Below are 16,466 nucleotides of genomic sequence, written 5' to 3' on the forward strand. Positions count from 1 at the left end.
CGCTTTTCCGTCACCTGGCGCACTGGCAGCACTCTCACGGCGAGGGATGCAGGATGAGCAGAGCGATCCCGTTGATAGCCCTCCGCACGTTCGTTGAGGTGTGCAAGGCCGGGAGCATGAAACGTGCAGCGGACCAGCTGTGTGTCTCACCGGCCGCCATCAGTCAGCAGATCAAAGGGCTGGAAGACCAGATCGGCAGGCGGCTGTTCGAGCGAGACGCCAAGGGCATCCAGCTCACCCCTTCCGGACGCAGCCTGTTCGACGAGCTCGCCGGCACCTTTGACGTCATCGAAAAAGCCTGGTCGCGCGCTGCACTCAAGGCGCCACGTCAGACGCGCCTGGTGATCAGCACGACGTCCACCATCGCAAGTTCGTGGCTGATCCCGGCACTGGGTGGTTTCAAGGAGCGTTGCCCCAACGTCGAAATCTCGATTCAGATCTGTAACGGTCTTTCGGAGCTCAAGCACGGCCATGTGGATATCTGCATCCAGCGCGAGATGGCCGCCAGTTGTGAAAACCACGCCACGCACTTGTGGTCCTCCTACTTGATCCCTGTGTGCAGCCCGCATCTGCTCAGCACCCAGCGCAATATCGAGAGCCCGCAGGATTGCCTGACCTTCCCGCTGCTGCAGGACACCGAGCGAAACTACTGGAAGGTCTGGATGAACGCGTTCGGCATGAGCAACCGCAAGATGATTCAGGGCTCCAGTTATGGCGACGAGTCCCTGTTGATCAGTGCGGCCTGTGCCGGGCAGGGCATCGCGCTAGTCAACAGCGTCTTCGCGTCCGAGGCCTTGCAGAGCAAACGGCTGGTGCAGGTCACCAATGCCACGGCGGAGCTCAAGTTCGACTATTTCGTCTATTGCGCGAAAGAGCGGCGGGAAGAATGGGCGATTGCTGAGTTCATGAAATGGGCTGTGCAGCAGGCGGGCAAGACAGCGAAGGGGCATGCCCGGGAGATTGAAAGCGCAAGCCAGGTGGCTTGATTCACGAGGCTCGGCGGGTGGGTTTCACTGGGTGATACGTATTGAGCTGACGGCGTCGCATGCCATGTGCAGATCTGTGCCCCTTAGCCATTTGCCGTAATGAGCTTTGAGCTCGTCTTCCCAACTCGCCACCTCATTCAGCACTTGCTCCGCTTGCGTACGGGATAAAGCGAAATGGGCGTGATGGCTGAGCATATTGGTTCGGTTGATTGCGCTTCCATCGCGCCCGACAGCCATGGCCAACGTCTTCGCCGGCCCCTCGTCGAGCATCGGCAGGACATCGTACATAGGCGAGAGTCGCCACCTCCCTTCGAGGCAGATAATGGCGTGATTACGTGGGTGGTCGTCGCTGTTACCGGCCAATGCGTTGTAGCACATGCGTTTGAACAGCTCTTGCAGGTCCTCGTCCGGGACGCCTCTGCGTCGCATCTCGTCTGCCACCGATGCATACCGCCAGTCGCGGTGGTGCGGTTCGTTCCACTCTGAATCGAGCAAAGTGAGTGCGCTCAGCATTGGAATGCGATGGGCGCCGTCCGCAATAGAAGTACGGTCAAAGCGTTCGACCAACAAGGTAGAGGGGTGCCCGGCGTACAACCCGGTGTTCGCGACGCGCATGCCCTTGGAAGCAGCGAAGGTCATGCAGGCAAATTCGATGGAGGGGAAATCATACTCATCAAACCGGTCACGGGGCTTGGCCAGGATCAGCATGCCTTTGTCTTGCAGCGTTCGCTTGGGCCTGGCTCCACCGAGGGACGAACGCTGCTGCCGTATGTTTAGCGTTACGAGCGATTCGGCATCCAGCTGCCTGTCGTAAACCGCTTCACAGGCTTCAATGAATTTCGCCAGACCTTTGAGCGTGGGTATCGGGCTTTCTCCGAGCCCCTGTGGGGGCGCGGAGGTTGTACCGGCCATGAGGTTGCCAATACGGTCATTGTTCGGCGACTTGAGCAGATAGTCGATCGGCGCCAGTGTTTGGCCGAAAGCACGATGAAGCAATCGCTCGCCCCAGCCATCCGGCATCGCATCATTGATGAAACCAGGGACGCCACGATTTTTCGTGATGCCCGTGTAGGCCTCGGACCGTAGAGGGTAGTTGATGGGATCTGGCACCCATCCACCCCGTTTCAAAGGTAAACCAAGCGGAGTATTAGCGCGATCTGAAAGTCAATTAATACGCACTTAAATGCGTTTTATGCTGCCTAAAGCTTACTGTGGTGAGTTTTATTTGTGGGTGCCTACGACTCGCACGACTTTCCGTCGGCTTGGGAATCTGCGATGCGCCGCTGGCTTCCGCTGCGGAAGCACCTTGAACGTTCGTTACGGACATCATAGAACAGCTGTGTGGCCTGCTCGCCAGTCACAGTGCCTTCTGTTCGTGCCTGCTCGATCCGGCTGAACAACGCGTCACACTCATCTTCAAGCCTGGGCCGGTCGACCTTATGCAGATCGTTTATAGATTGCTTGAGAGCATCGAGCATAAGGATCACCTGGATCGCGCTTTACCTTGGGGTCACTGAGAGGTGCAGACGTGAAGCATTGCAGCAATCATTACTGCCCGGCTTGACCCGAGAACTGCTCAACGGCAACCACAACACTGTTGGCACCTTGCTGAATGTCCTTGATCACCTCGTCCGCCTCACTGGCCAAATCCAGCGCCGCCCCGGCCTGCTGCCTGCTTTTTCCGATCATGGTCACAGCGCTGGACGCCAGAACCTGATTGTTTTTCACGACCTCGAAGATTTCCGCCGTCGCTTTAGTGGTTCGAAGGGCGAGGTTTCTGACCTCGTCGGCGACCACAGCAAAACCCCGGCCCTGTTCCCCGGCACGTGCGGCTTCGATTGCTGCGTTCAAGGCCAACAGATTGGTCTGGTCCGCGATGCTGCCGATGGTTTTGACGATGGTGCCGATTTCCTGGCTCTGGGCATCCAGTGCTTCTATGCCATGGGCAGCATCTTCCATCAACGCCGACAGTGTATTGAGGGTCGTCACGGTGTTCTGAATGACTTCGCGGCCTTGCTGTGCGCTGGCATTGGTTCGAACCGACGTGCCGTGGGCCATGCCAGCTGCCTCGGATACAGCGCGCTCGCGGGTAACCTGGTCGGTAATAACGGTGGCTATTTTGGCAATCTTGTACAGCTTGCCATTGGCATCCACGATTGGATTGTAGGAAGCCTCCAGCCATACCTCGTTGCCATGTTTATCCACTCGGCAAAACCTTCCCGCGACATAGGATGCCTGTCTAAGGGTCTGCCAAAACCGATCATATTCTTCCGACTGAGCGTCGGATGGCATGCAAAAGATTCGGTGATGCTTGCCCAGGATTTGGGGAAGCGTATAGCCCATAGCGTCCAGAAAATTCTGATTGGCTGCCAGCACTAATCCATCCAGAGAAAACTCGATGACGGCAGTGGAGCGCATCAGAGCCCCTACCAGCGCTTCATTCTCCCTGGAGGCCTCAATGGTCCTCGTCAGCACGCTTGAATACAAAACGATGCGTTCGACCCGCCCGCTGTCACCTGCGAAGGGTATGACCATTGCCCGTAGCCAGACGTGTCGACCTTCACGGCTGCACAGACGCAACGTGCCGCTGTAATGCTTGCCCTGGGCAACGGCATCAAGAGCCCGGCGCTGATGTACGTCTCCGCTCAGCTCTGAAGGACTGAATTCACGGAGGGCACGACCGGACAATTCAGCCTGGGTGAATCCCAGCTCTGTTTCGAACAGGGCGTTCACCTCCAGGATGATGCCTGCCGCGTCCAGGGTGACCGACACGGTTTCGAGATCCAGCGTTGCCTTGACCTGCTCAAGAGCCCCCAGCCGTTTTTCCAATTGCTGGATTTTATCTTTTAACCGGGTATTAAACATGGGGGCCGCTCGCATTGACTTGAGAAGCTATCGACGCGACGAGCGAAACCTTGAGAAGCATGGTCAGCATGCCTGATGGCTGGGTGCAGATCAGGCATTCAATCCAGCGTGTAGGCCCTCCTTTGCCTACACATTAACAACTTGCGACTGCTCTGATTCCTAAGAACCAGCGCAGTACGCTGTGGATAACTTATTCCACCGTCACGGACTTCGCCAAATTGCGCGGCTGATCCACGTCCGTACCCTTGAGCACTGCCACGTAATACGAAAGCAGTTGCAGCGGAATCGTGTAAAGGATCGGCGTCAATGCGTCGAGGATATGGGGCATGGAAACCACGTGGGTCCCCTCTCCGTTGACCAGCCCGGCCTGTTCGTCCGCGAAGACGATCAGCTCGCCGCCCCGTGCACGCACTTCCTGCAGGTTGGATTTCAGCTTCTCCAGCAGCTCGTTGTTAGGTGCCACGGTGACAACCGGCATGTCGCTGTCCACCAGTGCCAGCGGGCCGTGTTTCAGTTCGCCGGCCGGGTAGGCTTCGGCGTGGATGTAGGAGATCTCCTTGAGCTTCAACGCCCCTTCCATCGCCACCGGGAATTGCGCGCCACGACCCAGGAACAGGGTGTGATTCTTCTCGGCGAACAGTTCGGCAATTTTCTCCACCGTTGTGTCCATCGCCAGCGCTTCACCCAGGCGGGTCGGCAGGCGGCGCAGCTCTTCAACCAGTTCTGCTTCCACGCCAGCGCCCAGCGTGCCCTTGACCTGACCCAGTGACAGCGTCAGCAGCATCAGCGCGACCAGCTGCGTGGTGAACGCCTTGGTCGACGCGACACCGATTTCCGGGCCGGCCTGAGTGAGCAGGGTCAGATCCGATTCACGCACCAGCGAACTGATGCCCACGTTGCAGATTGCCAGGCTGGCGAGGAAGCCCAGCTCCTTGGCGTTACGCAGCGCGGCCAGGGTATCGGCGGTCTCGCCGGACTGGGAGATCGAAACGAACAGCGTGTCCGGCTGGACCACGACCTTGCGGTAGCGGAATTCGCTGGCGACTTCGACCTGGCAGGGAATGCCGGCCAGGCCTTCGAGCCAGTAACGCGCGACCATGCCGGCGTGATAGCTGGTGCCGCAGGCGACGATTTGCACGTTACGTACTTTGGCGAACAGCTCCGCCGCTTGCGGTCCGAATGCCTGCACCAGAACCTGCTGCTGACCGAGGCGGCCTTCCAGAGTGCGCTGCACGACTTTTGGCTGCTCGTGGATTTCCTTGAGCATGAAGTGGCGGTACTCGCCTTTGTCCGCTGCTTCTGCGCCCTCGTGGTACTGAACGATCTCACGCTCGACGGGCAAGCCGGATGCGTCCCAGATCTGCACGCTGTCGCGACGGATCTCAGCAATGTCGCCCTCTTCCAGGTACATGAAGCGGTCAGTGACCTGACGCAAGGCCAGTTGATCGGAGGCGAGGAAGTTTTCCCCAAGGCCCAGACCTACAACCAGCGGGCTGCCACTGCGAGCGGCAATCAGGCGATCCGGTTGTTGTGCGCTGATGACCGCAAGGCCATAGGCGCCGTGCAGTTCCTTGACCGTAGCCTTCAGAGCCGCAGCCAGATCGGGTGTGTCCTGCAGTTTATGGTGCAGCAGGTGGACAATGACCTCGGTGTCCGTGTCAGACGAGAACACGTAACCCAGACCCTTCAAGCGCTCTCGAAGCGGCTCATGGTTTTCGATGATGCCGTTGTGCACCACCGCCAGTTGCTCGTTGGAGAAATGTGGATGAGCGTTACGCTCCAATGGCGCACCGTGTGTTGCCCAGCGAGTGTGGGCAATGCCGAGTCGGCCTGTGACCGGTTCACCGGCAAGTGCCCGCTCCAGTTCGTTGACCTTGCCGACCCGACGACGACGCTCAAGCACGCCGGCGTTATTGAATAACGCCACGCCAGCGCTGTCGTAGCCCCGGTATTCCAGGCGCTTGAGGCCTTCCAGCAGGATGGCAGTAACATTCCGTTCAGCAACAGCGCCGACAATTCCACACATGGTCTTCTCCTAGGAAACAGCAGCGCAAATCAAGGTTACGCCGCGAGCCTGAATTTGTTCGCGTGCCTCTTGAGGCAGGCGGTCATCGGTAATGAGGGTATGGACGCTGCTCCAGGGCAGCTCCAGATTGGGAATCTTGCGACCGACCTTGTCGGCCTCGACCATCACGATCACTTCCCGGGCGACTTCGGCCATCACCCGGCTGAGGCCAAGCAGTTCGTTGAATGTGGTTGTACCGCGGGTCAGATCAATACCGTCGGCGCCGATGAACAGCTGATCAAAGTCGTAGGAACGCAGCACCTGCTCCGCCACCTGGCCCTGAAACGACTCTGAATGCGGGTCCCACGTCCCGCCCGTCATGAGCAGGACCGGTTCGTGCTCCAGCTCACCCAGCGCATTGGCGACGTGCAGGGAATTGGTCATCACCACCAAGCCCGGCTGCAAACCCAGCTCCGGAATCATCGCAGCGGTGGTGCTGCCGCTGTCGATGATGATCCGTGCGTGTTCCCGGATGCGGGCAACAGCAGCTCGGGCAATGGCCTGTTTGAACCTGGAAACGGGCTGGCCAGGTTCGCCAATCAATTCCTGGGGCATGGGGATGGCGCCGCCGTAACGACGAAGCAGCAACCCGTTGCTTTCGAGCGCAGCCAGATCCTTACGGACCGTTACCTCGGAGGTCTCGAAGCGTTTAGCCAACTCGTCCACGCTTACCTCGCCCTGCTCATTGAGCAAAGCAAGAATGTTATGGCGGCGTTGAGGCGTATTACGTTTCGACATGATGATCTTAAGTTTCGATTCGAAAGTTAACGAACGCAATGAAAGCTCATCGAAAGATATACGTCAAGGGGGAGATGGGTATCAGGGAGGATGGGTAAACGATTTCCGAGGAGTAGCTGCTTGGAGAGTCGGCATCAGCTACCTGTCTGGCAAGCAGCCGATGTGACCTGTGGATAACTTAGTCTTTCTTGAGTTTCGCCGGCCGCTTCCAGCCTTCGATGTTCCGTTGACGCGCACGGGCGACCGCAAGCTGTTCGGCCGGCACATCCTGATTGATGGTTGAGCCGGCGGCAGTGCTAGCGCCTGACGCGATATGCACAGGTGCGACCAGCGAGTTGTTCGAGCCGATGAATACGTCATCGCCCATCACCGTCTTGTGCTTGTTCGCGCCATCGTAGTTGCACGTAATGGTGCCTGCGCCAATGTTGGTGCGCGCGCCGATGACTGCGTCACCCAAATAGGTCAGATGACCTGCCTTGGCACCCTCGCCCAAATGAGCATTCTTCAATTCGACGAAGTTCCCCACATGAGCACGAGCGTCGAGAACACTGCCAGGGCGCAGACGAGCGAAAGGCCCTGCATCCGCACCTTCGCCAACGATCGCCCCTTCAAGGTGACTGTTCGCCTTGATGATTGCGCCCTTGCGCAAGGTGCTGTCCTTGATCACGCAGTTCGGCCCGATGGAGACGTCGTCTTCGATGACGACTCGCCCCTCAAGGATGACGTTCACGTCGATCATCACGTCGCGGCCAACAGTAACGTCGCCACGAACGTCAAAACGCGCCGGGTCGCGCAACGTGACACCCAGCGCCATGAGTCGGCGGGCCTCCCGCTGCTGGTAGTGGCGCTCGAGCTCGGCAAGCTGTTTACGATCATTGGCGCCCTGCACTTCCATCACATCGTCAGGCTGAGCAGTTGCGACCACCAGGCCATCGTTGACGGCCATGGCAATAACGTCCGTCAGGTAATACTCACCCTGAACATTGTCGTTGGAGAGGCGGCCCAGCCAGTCGGCCAGTCGCTTGCCCGGTACGGCCAGAATCCCGGTGTTCCCTTCCTTGATAGCCTTCTGCGCTTCAGTTGCATCCTTGTGCTCGACAATGGCGCTGACGCGGTGCTGCGTGTCACGAACGATGCGGCCATAACCGGTCGGGTCTTCCAGCGTGACCGTCAGCAGACCCAGTTGCTGATCATTTACCAGCGCAAGGAGGCGGTGCAGGGTCTCTACTTGTATGAGCGGGACGTCGCCATAAAGAATGAGTACCGTCTCGGCCGTCAGCGCTGGCAACGCCTGAGCAACGGCGTGGCCAGTGCCCAATTGTTTGTCTTGGAGCACGAAATTCAGATCATCGCCCGCCAGTTGCTCTTGGACCCGCTCTGCTCCATGGCCAATGACCACGTGAATGCCTTGGGGCGAAAGCTGGCGTGCGCTGTGGATAACATGGCCGAGCATCGATTTACCGGCTACAGGATGCAACACCTTGGGCAGAGCGGAACGCATGCGAGTGCCCTGACCCGCGGCAAGAATGACGATATCGAGAGACATGAAGGAATTCCAGACGAGCAGGCCACATTAGCCAGGCTGATGATTCAGGCGAGAAAGCCGAAAAAAGAAAAAGGGTAGCCGAGGCTACCCTTTTACTCAATCGCGCAACGAGCCGTCGGGTTTAGCCGCCGAACTTCTTGCGAATTTGCTGAACGGTGCGCAGCTGAGCTGCGGCCTCCGCCAGACGTGCAGCAGCAGCTCCGTAATCGAAATCTGCGCCTTTTTCATTCAGAGCACGCTCGGCAGCCTTGACGGCTTCCTGAGCAGAGGCTTCGTCCAGATCTGCAGCGCGTTGCACAGTATCGGCAAGCACTTTGACCATGTTCGGTTGAACCTCAAGGAAACCACCGGAGATGTAAAACACCTCGGCTTCGCCACCCTGCTTGATCAGGCGGATCGGACCTGGCTTCAGATCGGTGATCAACGGTGCGTGACCTGGAGCAATACCGATATCACCCAGGTTACCGTGTGCAATCACCATCTCGACCAGACCGGAGAAAATCTCTCCTTCCGCGCTGACGATATCGCAATGGACTGTCATAGCCATTTGCATGCCTCAACCTGATTAGCGCCCGTTGCCGGGCGCCTGGATTACAGTTTCTTGGCTTTCTCGATCGCTTCTTCGATGCCGCCGACCATGTAGAACGCCTGTTCAGGCAGATGGTCGTAGTCACCGGCGAGGATGCCTTTGAAGCCAGCAATGGTGTCTTTCAGGGAAACGTATTTACCCGAGGCACCGGTGAAGACTTCAGCCACGAAGAACGGCTGCGACAGGAAGCGCTGAATCTTACGAGCGCGGGATACCAACTGCTTGTCGGTTTCCGACAACTCGTCCATACCCAGGATCGCGATGATGTCTTTCAGCTCTTTGTAACGCTGCAGAACATACTGAACGCCGCGAGCGGTGTCGTAGTGGTCCTGACCGATGACGTTCGGGTCCAGCTGGCGCGAAGTCGAGTCCAGTGGATCGACCGCCGGGTAGATACCCAGGGAAGCGATGTCACGGGACAGAACGACGGTGGCGTCCAAGTGAGCAAACGTTGTGGCTGGCGATGGGTCGGTCAAGTCGTCCGCCGGTACGTATACCGCCTGGATCGAAGTGATCGAGCCTTCCTTGGTCGAAGTGATGCGCTCTTGCAGCACGCCCATCTCTTCAGCCAGCGTCGGCTGGTAACCTACTGCAGAAGGCATACGGCCCAGCAGTGCGGATACTTCAGTACCGGCCAGTGTGTAACGGTAGATGTTGTCAACGAACAACAGAACGTCGTTACCTTCGTCACGGAACTTTTCAGCCATGGTCAGGCCAGTCAGGGCGACGCGCAGACGGTTACCCGGCGGCTCGTTCATCTGACCGTAGACCAGCGCTACTTTGTCCAGAACGTTGGAGTCCTTCATCTCGTGGTAGAAGTCGTTACCCTCACGGGTACGCTCGCCCACACCGGCGAACACGGAATAACCGCTGTGCTCGATGGCGATGTTACGGATCAGTTCCATCATGTTTACGGTCTTGCCGACACCGGCACCACCGAACAGACCGACTTTACCGCCCTTGGCAAACGGGCAAACCAGGTCGATGACCTTGATGCCGGTTTCCAGGAGGTCGTTGCCGCCAGCCTGATCAGCGAACGAAGGCGCAGGACGGTGAATGCCCCAGCGCTCTTCGGTTTCGATCGGGCCCGCTTCGTCGATCGGGTTGCCCAGTACGTCCATGATCCGGCCCAGCGTCGCTTTACCGACCGGTACGGAGATGGCTGCGCCGCTGTCGATAACGTCCAGACCGCGCTTCAAGCCTTCGGTGGAACCCATCGCAATGGTACGAACTACGCCGTCGCCCAGCTGCTGCTGAACTTCCAGAGTAGTTTCCGCGCCTTGTACTTTCAGCGCGTTGTAGATGCTCGGTACGCTGTCGCGTGGAAATTCCACGTCGATCACGGCGCCGATGATTTGAACGATACGTCCGCTACTCATTAGCTGGATCCTCTGAATATTTGAACCGTTAAACCGCGGCAGCGCCGCCGACGATTTCCGAGATCTCTTGGGTGATCGCTGCCTGACGCGCCTTGTTGTAGATCAGCTGCAAATCGCTGATCAGGTCACCGGCGTTGTCAGTGGCGTTCTTCATCGCGATCATCCGCGCAGCCTGTTCAGCCGCGTTGTTCTCGACCACCGCCTGATAGACCTGCGACTCCACATAACGGACCATCAAGCCGTCCAGCAGCTCCTTGGCGTCGGGTTCGTACAGGTAATCCCAGTGGTGCTTGAGTTCTTGATCCTGGGTCGCGACCAACGGAATCAACTGCTCGACCGTTGGTTGCTGAGTCATGGTGTTGATGAACTTGTTGGACACCACGGACAGGCGATCAATACGGCCCTCCAGGTAGGCATCCAGCATCACCTTGACGCTGCCGATCAAATCGTTGATCGACGGCTCTTCGCCCAAGTGGCTGATCGCAGCGACGACGTTACCGCCGAAGTTGCGGAAAAACGCCGCACCTTTGCTGCCGACCACGCACAGATCGATCTCTACGCCGTTTTCACGGTTCTTCGCCATGTCCTTGACCAAAGCCTTGAACAGGTTGGTATTCAAGCCACCACACAGACCACGGTCACTGCTCACCACGACGTAACCGACGCGCTTTACTTCGCGTTCGATCATGAAGGGATGACGGTATTCCGGGTTAGCGTTGGCGAGATGACCAATCACCTGGCGGATGCGCTCCGCGTAAGGGCGGCTAGCAGCCATGCGCATTTGAGCCTTGCGCATTTTACTGACCGCCACTTTTTCCATGGCGCTGGTGATCTTTTGCGTGCTTTTGATGCTCGCAATCTTGCTGCGAATCTCTTTTGCGCCTGCCATGTAACACCTATCAGGTTAGCAAGCGGGAGCCTCGCGACTCCCGCTGCGGCTTACCAGGTTTGGGTGGCCTTGAACTTCTCGATGCCGGCTTTCAGGCCAGAGTCGATTTCGTCATTGAAGTCACCCTTCACGTTGATCTTCGCCATCAAATCGGCGTGATCTCGGTTGAAGTAAGCAATCAGCGCTTGTTCAAAGCTGCCAACCTTGGCGATTTCGACGTCAGTCAGGAACCCACGCTCAGCGGCATACAGCGACAGCGACATGTCAGCGATCGACATTGGCGCATATTGCTTCTGCTTCATCAGTTCGGTAACGCGCTGACCATGCTCAAGTTGCTTACGGGTCGCTTCGTCCAGGTCAGAGGCGAACTGGGCAAATGCTGCCAGTTCACGGTACTGAGCCAGAGCGGTACGGATACCACCGGAAAGCTTCTTGATGATCTTGGTCTGAGCGGCACCACCCACACGGGATACCGAAACGCCGGCGTTCACTGCCGGGCGGATGCCGGAGTTGAACATGGCCGATTCCAGGAAGATCTGACCGTCTGTGATGGAAATCACGTTGGTCGGAACGAACGCGGAAACGTCGCCAGCCTGGGTTTCGATGATCGGCAATGCGGTCAGGGAGCCGGTTTTGCCGGTCACTGCGCCATTGGTGAACTTCTCTACATACTCTTCCGAAACGCGGGATGCACGCTCCAGCAGACGGGAGTGGAGATAGAACACGTCGCCTGGGTAGGCTTCACGGCCTGGTGGACGACGCAGCAGCAGGGAGATCTGGCGGTAAGCCACAGCCTGCTTGGACAGATCGTCATAGACGATCAGTGCGTCTTCACCGCGGTCGCGGAAGTATTCGCCCATGGTGCAACCGGCATACGGAGCCAGGAATTGCAGCGCAGGCGATTCCGAAGCACTGGCCGCCACGATGATCGTGTTGGCCAGAGCGCCGTTTTCTTCCAGCTTGCGAACAACGTTGGCGATGGTCGATTGCTTCTGACCGATTGCAACGTAGACGCAGAAAATACCGCTGTTTTTCTGGTTGATGATCGCGTCGATCGCCAGAGCGGTTTTACCGATCTGACGGTCACCGATGATCAGCTCGCGCTGGCCACGGCCGACAGGGATCATCGCGTCGACAGCCTTGTAGCCAGTCTGTACAGGCTGGTCTACCGACTTACGCCAGATCACGCCTGGAGCAACTTTCTCGACCGCGTCGGTCTCGGTGTTGTTCAGCGGACCTTTGCCGTCAACAGGGTTGCCCAGTGCGTCGACTACGCGACCCAGGAGTTCCTTACCAACCGGAACTTCGAGGATGCGGCCGGTGCACTTGGCACTCATGCCTTCAGCCAGAGAGGTGTAAGCGCCCAGTACGACAGCACCCACGGAGTCTTGCTCCAGGTTCAGTGCCATACCGTAAACGCCGCCCGGGAACTCGATCATTTCGCCGTACATAGCGTCGGCGAGACCGTGAATCCGCACGATACCGTCAGACACGCTGACGACTGTGCCTTCGTTTCGGGCTTGGGAGGCTACATCGAGGTTCTCGATGCGGCCCTTGATGATTTCACTTATTTCGGAAGGATTGAGTTGCTGCATTGCTCTGCTGCCCCTTCAAACTCAAGATTTCAATGCTTCGGCTAGTTGCGCGAGTTTGCCGCGAACTGAGCCATCGATAACCAGGTCGCCGGCGCGGATGATGACACCACCTATCAGGGCGGCATCCTCCGCAGCGTGCAGGCGCACTTCCCGGCCGAGCCGTGCACTGAGAACCTTGGCGAGTTTGTCTTGCTGTTCTTGGTTCAATGCAAAAGCACTGGTCACATCCACATCTACCGATTTTTCCTGCTCGGCCTTGTAAAGCTCGAACAGTTCGGAGATCTCCGGCAGAAGCTGGAGACGGTCGTTTTCAGCAACGACGTGAATGAAATTCTGTGCCTTGGCATCGAACTTGTCGCCGCACACTTCAATAAAAGTGGCGGCCTTGTCTGCGCTCGTCAGTCGCGGGGCCTTGAGCATGCGCTGCATCGTGTCGTCTTGCGACACCGCAGCAGCCAGGCCGAGCATGGCTGACCAATTGGCCAGTTGCTGGTGCGCCTGTGCATGCTCGAAGGCTGCCTTAGCGTAAGGTCGGGCCAACGTGGTCAGTTCTGCCATGATCGCCCTCGCTTAAATTTCAGCAGCCAGTTTGTTTACCAGCTCCGCGTGCGCGTTTTGATCGATTGTGGCACCCAGGATCTTCTCTGCGCCGTTGACTGCCAGGCTACCCAGTTGGGCGCGCAGCGCGTCTTTGACGCCGTTCAGTTCCTGTTCGATCTCGGCCTGAGCCTGAGCCTTGATACGGTCAGCTTCAACGCGAGCCTGTTCACGGGCTTCGTCGACAATCTGGGTACCGCGTTTCTTGGCTTGCTCAATGATCTCAGCTGCTTGAGCCTTAGCTTCGCGCAGTTGCTGACCCACTTTGTCTTGGGCCAGCTCCAGGTCGCGAGCTGCTCGTGTAGCAGCGTCCAGTCCATCCGCAATCTTCTTCTGACGTTCGTGCAAAGCCGCGATGACCGGAGGCCACACGAACTTCATGCAGAACAGCACAAAAATGAAGAACGCAACGGACTGGCCAATCAGGGTTGCATTAATGTTCACGCCAACACCTCGCTCGTTCGTTGTCCATCACACCAATCAACTCGAAAATTCGAGTGATCAGCCAGCGAGTTGACCAACGAAGGGGTTCGCAAAAGTGAAGAACAGAGCGATACCAACACCGATCATGGTCACGGCGTCGAGCAGACCAGCCACGATGAACATTTTAACTTGCAGCATTGGAACCATTTCCGGTTGACGCGCAGCGCCTTCCAGGAACTTACCGCCCAGCAGGCCGAAACCGATTGCAGTACCCAGTGCGCCCAGGCCGATCAGCAGTGCAACAGCGATAGCAGTTAGACCAACTACAGTTTCCATCTTTCCTCCCGACTTTTACGTCGTATTGGTTAGGTTTTCTTAGATTAAAGCGGTAAAGCAAAATCGTTTCTTACATCAAGCCCTCGCGGGCACCCCCTCACCTAAGCGAGGGGATCATCAGACTCGCCAGGCGGGTCTCAATGGTTATCTTCGTGAGCCATCGACAGGTAGACGATGGTCAGCATCATGAAGATGAACGCTTGCAGGGTGATGATCAGGATGTGGAACACAGCCCACGCCCATTGCAGGACCACGCCCAGACCGCTGAGCCACAGCAGGCCGCTACCGAACATGACCGCGATCAGAATGAACACCAGTTCACCCGCGTACATGTTGCCGAACAGCCGCAGTGCCAAGGAGATCGGCTTGGCCACCAGAGTCACGAATTCAAGCAGGAAGTTCACCGGAATCAACAGCGCTTGAACGAAAATGTTCTTGCTGCCGAACGGGTGCAGGGTCAATTCGCCGATAAAGCCGCCGATACCCTTGATTTTTATGCTGTAGAAAATGATCAGGGCAAAGACGGACAGTGCCATGCCCAGCGTCGCGTTCGGATCGGTGGTCGATACGGCGCGGAAAGGAATGTGGTGATCACCGGTGATCATGATCGCCAACTGCGGGATCCAGTCGACAGGAATCAGGTCGACGGCGTTCATGAGGAACACCCAGGCGAAGATGGTCAATGCCAGAGGAGCAATCACGGCGCTACGGCCATGGAAGCTGTCCCGGACGCTGCCGTCGACGAACTCGACGAGCACTTCAACAAAGTTCTGCAGCGCGCCCGGCTGACCGGAAGTCGCCTTCTTTGCGGCCATGCGGAAGATGAGGACGAAAATCAGACCCAGTGCGACCGACCAGCCGAGTGTATCGACGTGGAAAGCCCAAAAGCCCATTTCTTTTGCTTCCGCTGCGGAATGCGCGAAGCCCCAACTGCCGTCAGGCAAATGACCGAAGGTCAAGTTCTGCAAGTGGTGCTGGATATAGCCCGAAGCTGTTTGCTCTGCCATGGTTGCCTCAAACGCCCTAAGGTCTCGAAAGTCTTGTTCTCAGTAGCAGGGGCGCAAACCAACTGACCAGTTGGGTCAGTATGAACACGCCGAAAACCGCCAGCGGAGCCAGCGGCTTTACTCCTGCAAACGTCAGTGCAAAGAGCACTGCCGTAAAAATCAGCTTGCCTGCCTCGCCGGCGTAAAACGACCGAACGATGGCCTGCGCTGCCCTGGCCCCGGAGTACCGGAATGCCTTATGAGCAAAATACACATTCGGCAGCCAGGCTATCAGGCCACCGCAAAGCCCCGAATACCCGGCTACGACGCCGTGCCACTGCCAAAGCGCCAGCGCTGTCCCCAGGAGGACAATCAACTGAGCCAGCAAGATCGGGAAAACAGCCAGGCGATGGAATGGCAAGCGGTTTGGCGTGCGTGTCTCCATCACATGGGCTCCTCGTGAGCCGGCCGCCAAAATCAACAACTTGGCATAAATTGTGCCGACAAAATGCGCGCAGAGTATAGGGGCGGTTCAGCCCCTATTCAACTGCCAGGTAGTGATTTCCGACTACGCGCTACGCATGATTTGTTTCAGCGAATGTGAGCGAGCACACCCTGTAGCTCATCCAGCGAGTTATAACGGATGACCAACTGACCTTTGCCCTTCTGGCCATGGCGGATTTGCACCGCGGAGCCCAGCCGCTCGGCCAGGCGCTGCTCCAGGCGTGTGATATCAGGATCGGCCTTCACAGGCTCCGCAGCCTCCTGTTTGCCGCTCAGCCACTGGCGAACCAGTGCTTCAGTCTGGCGCACGGTCAAACCGCGTGCGACAACATGTCGCGCCCCTTCAACCTGCTGATCTTCAGGCAGCCCCAACAGCGCACGGGCGTGGCCCATCTCCAGATCACCATGGGAGAGCATGGTCTTGATCACTTCCGGCAATGCGATCAGTCGCAGCAAATTGGCGACGCTGACTCGCGACTTGCCCACCGCCTCGGCAACTTGCTGCTGGGTCAGCTGAAATTCCTGCTGCAGACGCTGCAGGGCAATCGCCTCCTCGATCGGATTCAGGTCTTCGCGCTGAATGTTCTCAATCAGCGCCATCGCGATGGCTGCTTCATCGGGCACATCACGCACCATGGCAGGAATCGTCTCGATCCCTGCCTGCTGGCTGGCGCGCCAGCGGCGTTCACCGGCAATGATCTCGAAGCGGTTGTCGGCAATCGGGCGGACCACGATCGGCTGCATAACCCCTTGCGCCTTGATCGAGTTCGCCAGTTCTTCCAGCGCCTGGGGATCCATATCACGACGCGGCTGATATTTGCCTCGTTGAATCAGGTCCAGGGGAATGTGTTGAAGCTCGCGCTCACTCGCCTTCACCGCCTGTTCTTCCAATGCGGTGACGGTGGGGCTGCTCAGCAGTGCGTCCAGCCCACGTCCGAGTCCACGTTTCTTGACGGCCATGGAATTTC

17 protein-coding genes are annotated in these 16,466 nt (G+C 57.9%); 1 reads left to right on the plus strand and 16 read right to left on the minus strand.

Annotation, left to right across the window (positions count from 1 at the left end; translation table 11 throughout):
- Positions 1 to 53 precede the first annotated feature (53 nt).
- Positions 54 to 986, plus strand: coding sequence for a LysR substrate-binding domain-containing protein (locus QWI20_RS08590; RefSeq protein ID WP_282365435.1), 933 nt, complete (start codon positions 54 to 56; stop codon positions 984 to 986).
- A 24-nt stretch (positions 987 to 1,010) separates the two neighbouring features.
- Here the strand turns inward: QWI20_RS08590 and QWI20_RS08595 are convergent, their stop codons facing one another.
- The 16 genes from QWI20_RS08595 to QWI20_RS08670 form a co-directional block, all read right to left on the minus strand.
- Complete coding sequence (locus QWI20_RS08595; RefSeq protein ID WP_369305094.1) at positions 1,011 to 2,096, minus strand: type II toxin-antitoxin system HipA family toxin; 1,086 nt, start codon at positions 2,094 to 2,096, stop codon at positions 1,011 to 1,013.
- A gap of 125 nt (positions 2,097 to 2,221) precedes the next feature.
- The gene (locus QWI20_RS08600) at positions 2,222 to 2,464 is read right to left on the minus strand and encodes a hypothetical protein (RefSeq protein ID WP_369305095.1); all 243 of its coding nucleotides are present in this window, start codon (positions 2,462 to 2,464) and stop codon (positions 2,222 to 2,224) included.
- A 70-nt stretch (positions 2,465 to 2,534) separates the two neighbouring features.
- Positions 2,535 to 3,851 (minus strand): methyl-accepting chemotaxis protein, encoded by a 1,317-nt coding sequence (locus QWI20_RS08605; protein WP_369305096.1) that lies wholly within the window; start codon positions 3,849 to 3,851, stop codon positions 2,535 to 2,537.
- 190 nt (positions 3,852 to 4,041) lie between these two features.
- Entirely contained in the window at positions 4,042 to 5,877 is a 1,836-nt protein-coding gene (glmS, locus tag QWI20_RS08610) for a glutamine--fructose-6-phosphate transaminase (isomerizing) (RefSeq protein ID WP_369305097.1), read from the minus strand.
- A gap of 9 nt (positions 5,878 to 5,886) precedes the next feature.
- Complete coding sequence (locus QWI20_RS08615) at positions 5,887 to 6,657, minus strand: DeoR family transcriptional regulator (protein ID WP_206079319.1); 771 nt, start codon at positions 6,655 to 6,657, stop codon at positions 5,887 to 5,889.
- Between the two features lie 175 nt (positions 6,658 to 6,832).
- Positions 6,833 to 8,200: a bifunctional UDP-N-acetylglucosamine diphosphorylase/glucosamine-1-phosphate N-acetyltransferase GlmU gene (glmU, locus tag QWI20_RS08620; RefSeq protein ID WP_369305098.1), complete on the minus strand. Its 1,368-nt coding sequence runs from the start codon at positions 8,198 to 8,200 to the stop codon at positions 6,833 to 6,835.
- Positions 8,201 to 8,321: 121 nt separating this feature from the next.
- Positions 8,322 to 8,747, minus strand: a complete 426-nt coding sequence (locus QWI20_RS08625; RefSeq protein ID WP_133774003.1) for a F0F1 ATP synthase subunit epsilon — start codon at positions 8,745 to 8,747, stop codon at positions 8,322 to 8,324.
- Between the two features lie 44 nt (positions 8,748 to 8,791).
- A complete protein-coding gene (gene atpD, locus QWI20_RS08630) occupies positions 8,792 to 10,168 on the minus strand; it encodes a F0F1 ATP synthase subunit beta (RefSeq protein WP_037016914.1) in 1,377 nt (458 codons plus the stop codon).
- A gap of 28 nt (positions 10,169 to 10,196) precedes the next feature.
- Entirely contained in the window at positions 10,197 to 11,057 is an 861-nt protein-coding gene (atpG, locus tag QWI20_RS08635) for a F0F1 ATP synthase subunit gamma (protein ID WP_037016916.1), read from the minus strand.
- Positions 11,058 to 11,107: 50 nt separating this feature from the next.
- Positions 11,108 to 12,652, minus strand: a complete 1,545-nt coding sequence (gene atpA / locus QWI20_RS08640) for a F0F1 ATP synthase subunit alpha (protein WP_065988057.1) — start codon at positions 12,650 to 12,652, stop codon at positions 11,108 to 11,110.
- A 21-nt stretch (positions 12,653 to 12,673) separates the two neighbouring features.
- Positions 12,674 to 13,210, minus strand: a complete 537-nt coding sequence (locus QWI20_RS08645; protein ID WP_037016920.1) for a F0F1 ATP synthase subunit delta — start codon at positions 13,208 to 13,210, stop codon at positions 12,674 to 12,676.
- Positions 13,211 to 13,222: 12 nt separating this feature from the next.
- Positions 13,223 to 13,693, minus strand: coding sequence for a F0F1 ATP synthase subunit B (locus tag QWI20_RS08650; RefSeq protein ID WP_065988056.1), 471 nt, complete (start codon positions 13,691 to 13,693; stop codon positions 13,223 to 13,225).
- Between the two features lie 57 nt (positions 13,694 to 13,750).
- Positions 13,751 to 14,008, minus strand: coding sequence for a F0F1 ATP synthase subunit C (gene atpE, locus QWI20_RS08655; protein WP_002555987.1), 258 nt, complete (start codon positions 14,006 to 14,008; stop codon positions 13,751 to 13,753).
- 137 nt (positions 14,009 to 14,145) lie between these two features.
- The gene (gene atpB, locus QWI20_RS08660; RefSeq protein WP_074886103.1) at positions 14,146 to 15,015 is read right to left on the minus strand and encodes a F0F1 ATP synthase subunit A; all 870 of its coding nucleotides are present in this window, start codon (positions 15,013 to 15,015) and stop codon (positions 14,146 to 14,148) included.
- 16 nt (positions 15,016 to 15,031) lie between these two features.
- The gene (locus QWI20_RS08665) at positions 15,032 to 15,439 is read right to left on the minus strand and encodes a F0F1 ATP synthase subunit I (RefSeq protein WP_265387745.1); all 408 of its coding nucleotides are present in this window, start codon (positions 15,437 to 15,439) and stop codon (positions 15,032 to 15,034) included.
- 146 nt (positions 15,440 to 15,585) lie between these two features.
- Positions 15,586 to 16,458, minus strand: a complete 873-nt coding sequence (locus QWI20_RS08670) for a ParB/RepB/Spo0J family partition protein (protein WP_369305099.1) — start codon at positions 16,456 to 16,458, stop codon at positions 15,586 to 15,588.
- Positions 16,459 to 16,466: the final 8 nt, after the last annotated feature.

Origin of the sequence: Pseudomonas sp. W2-17 (assembly GCF_041060445.1) — a bacterium.
Lineage (GTDB): Bacteria > Pseudomonadota > Gammaproteobacteria > Pseudomonadales > Pseudomonadaceae > Aquipseudomonas.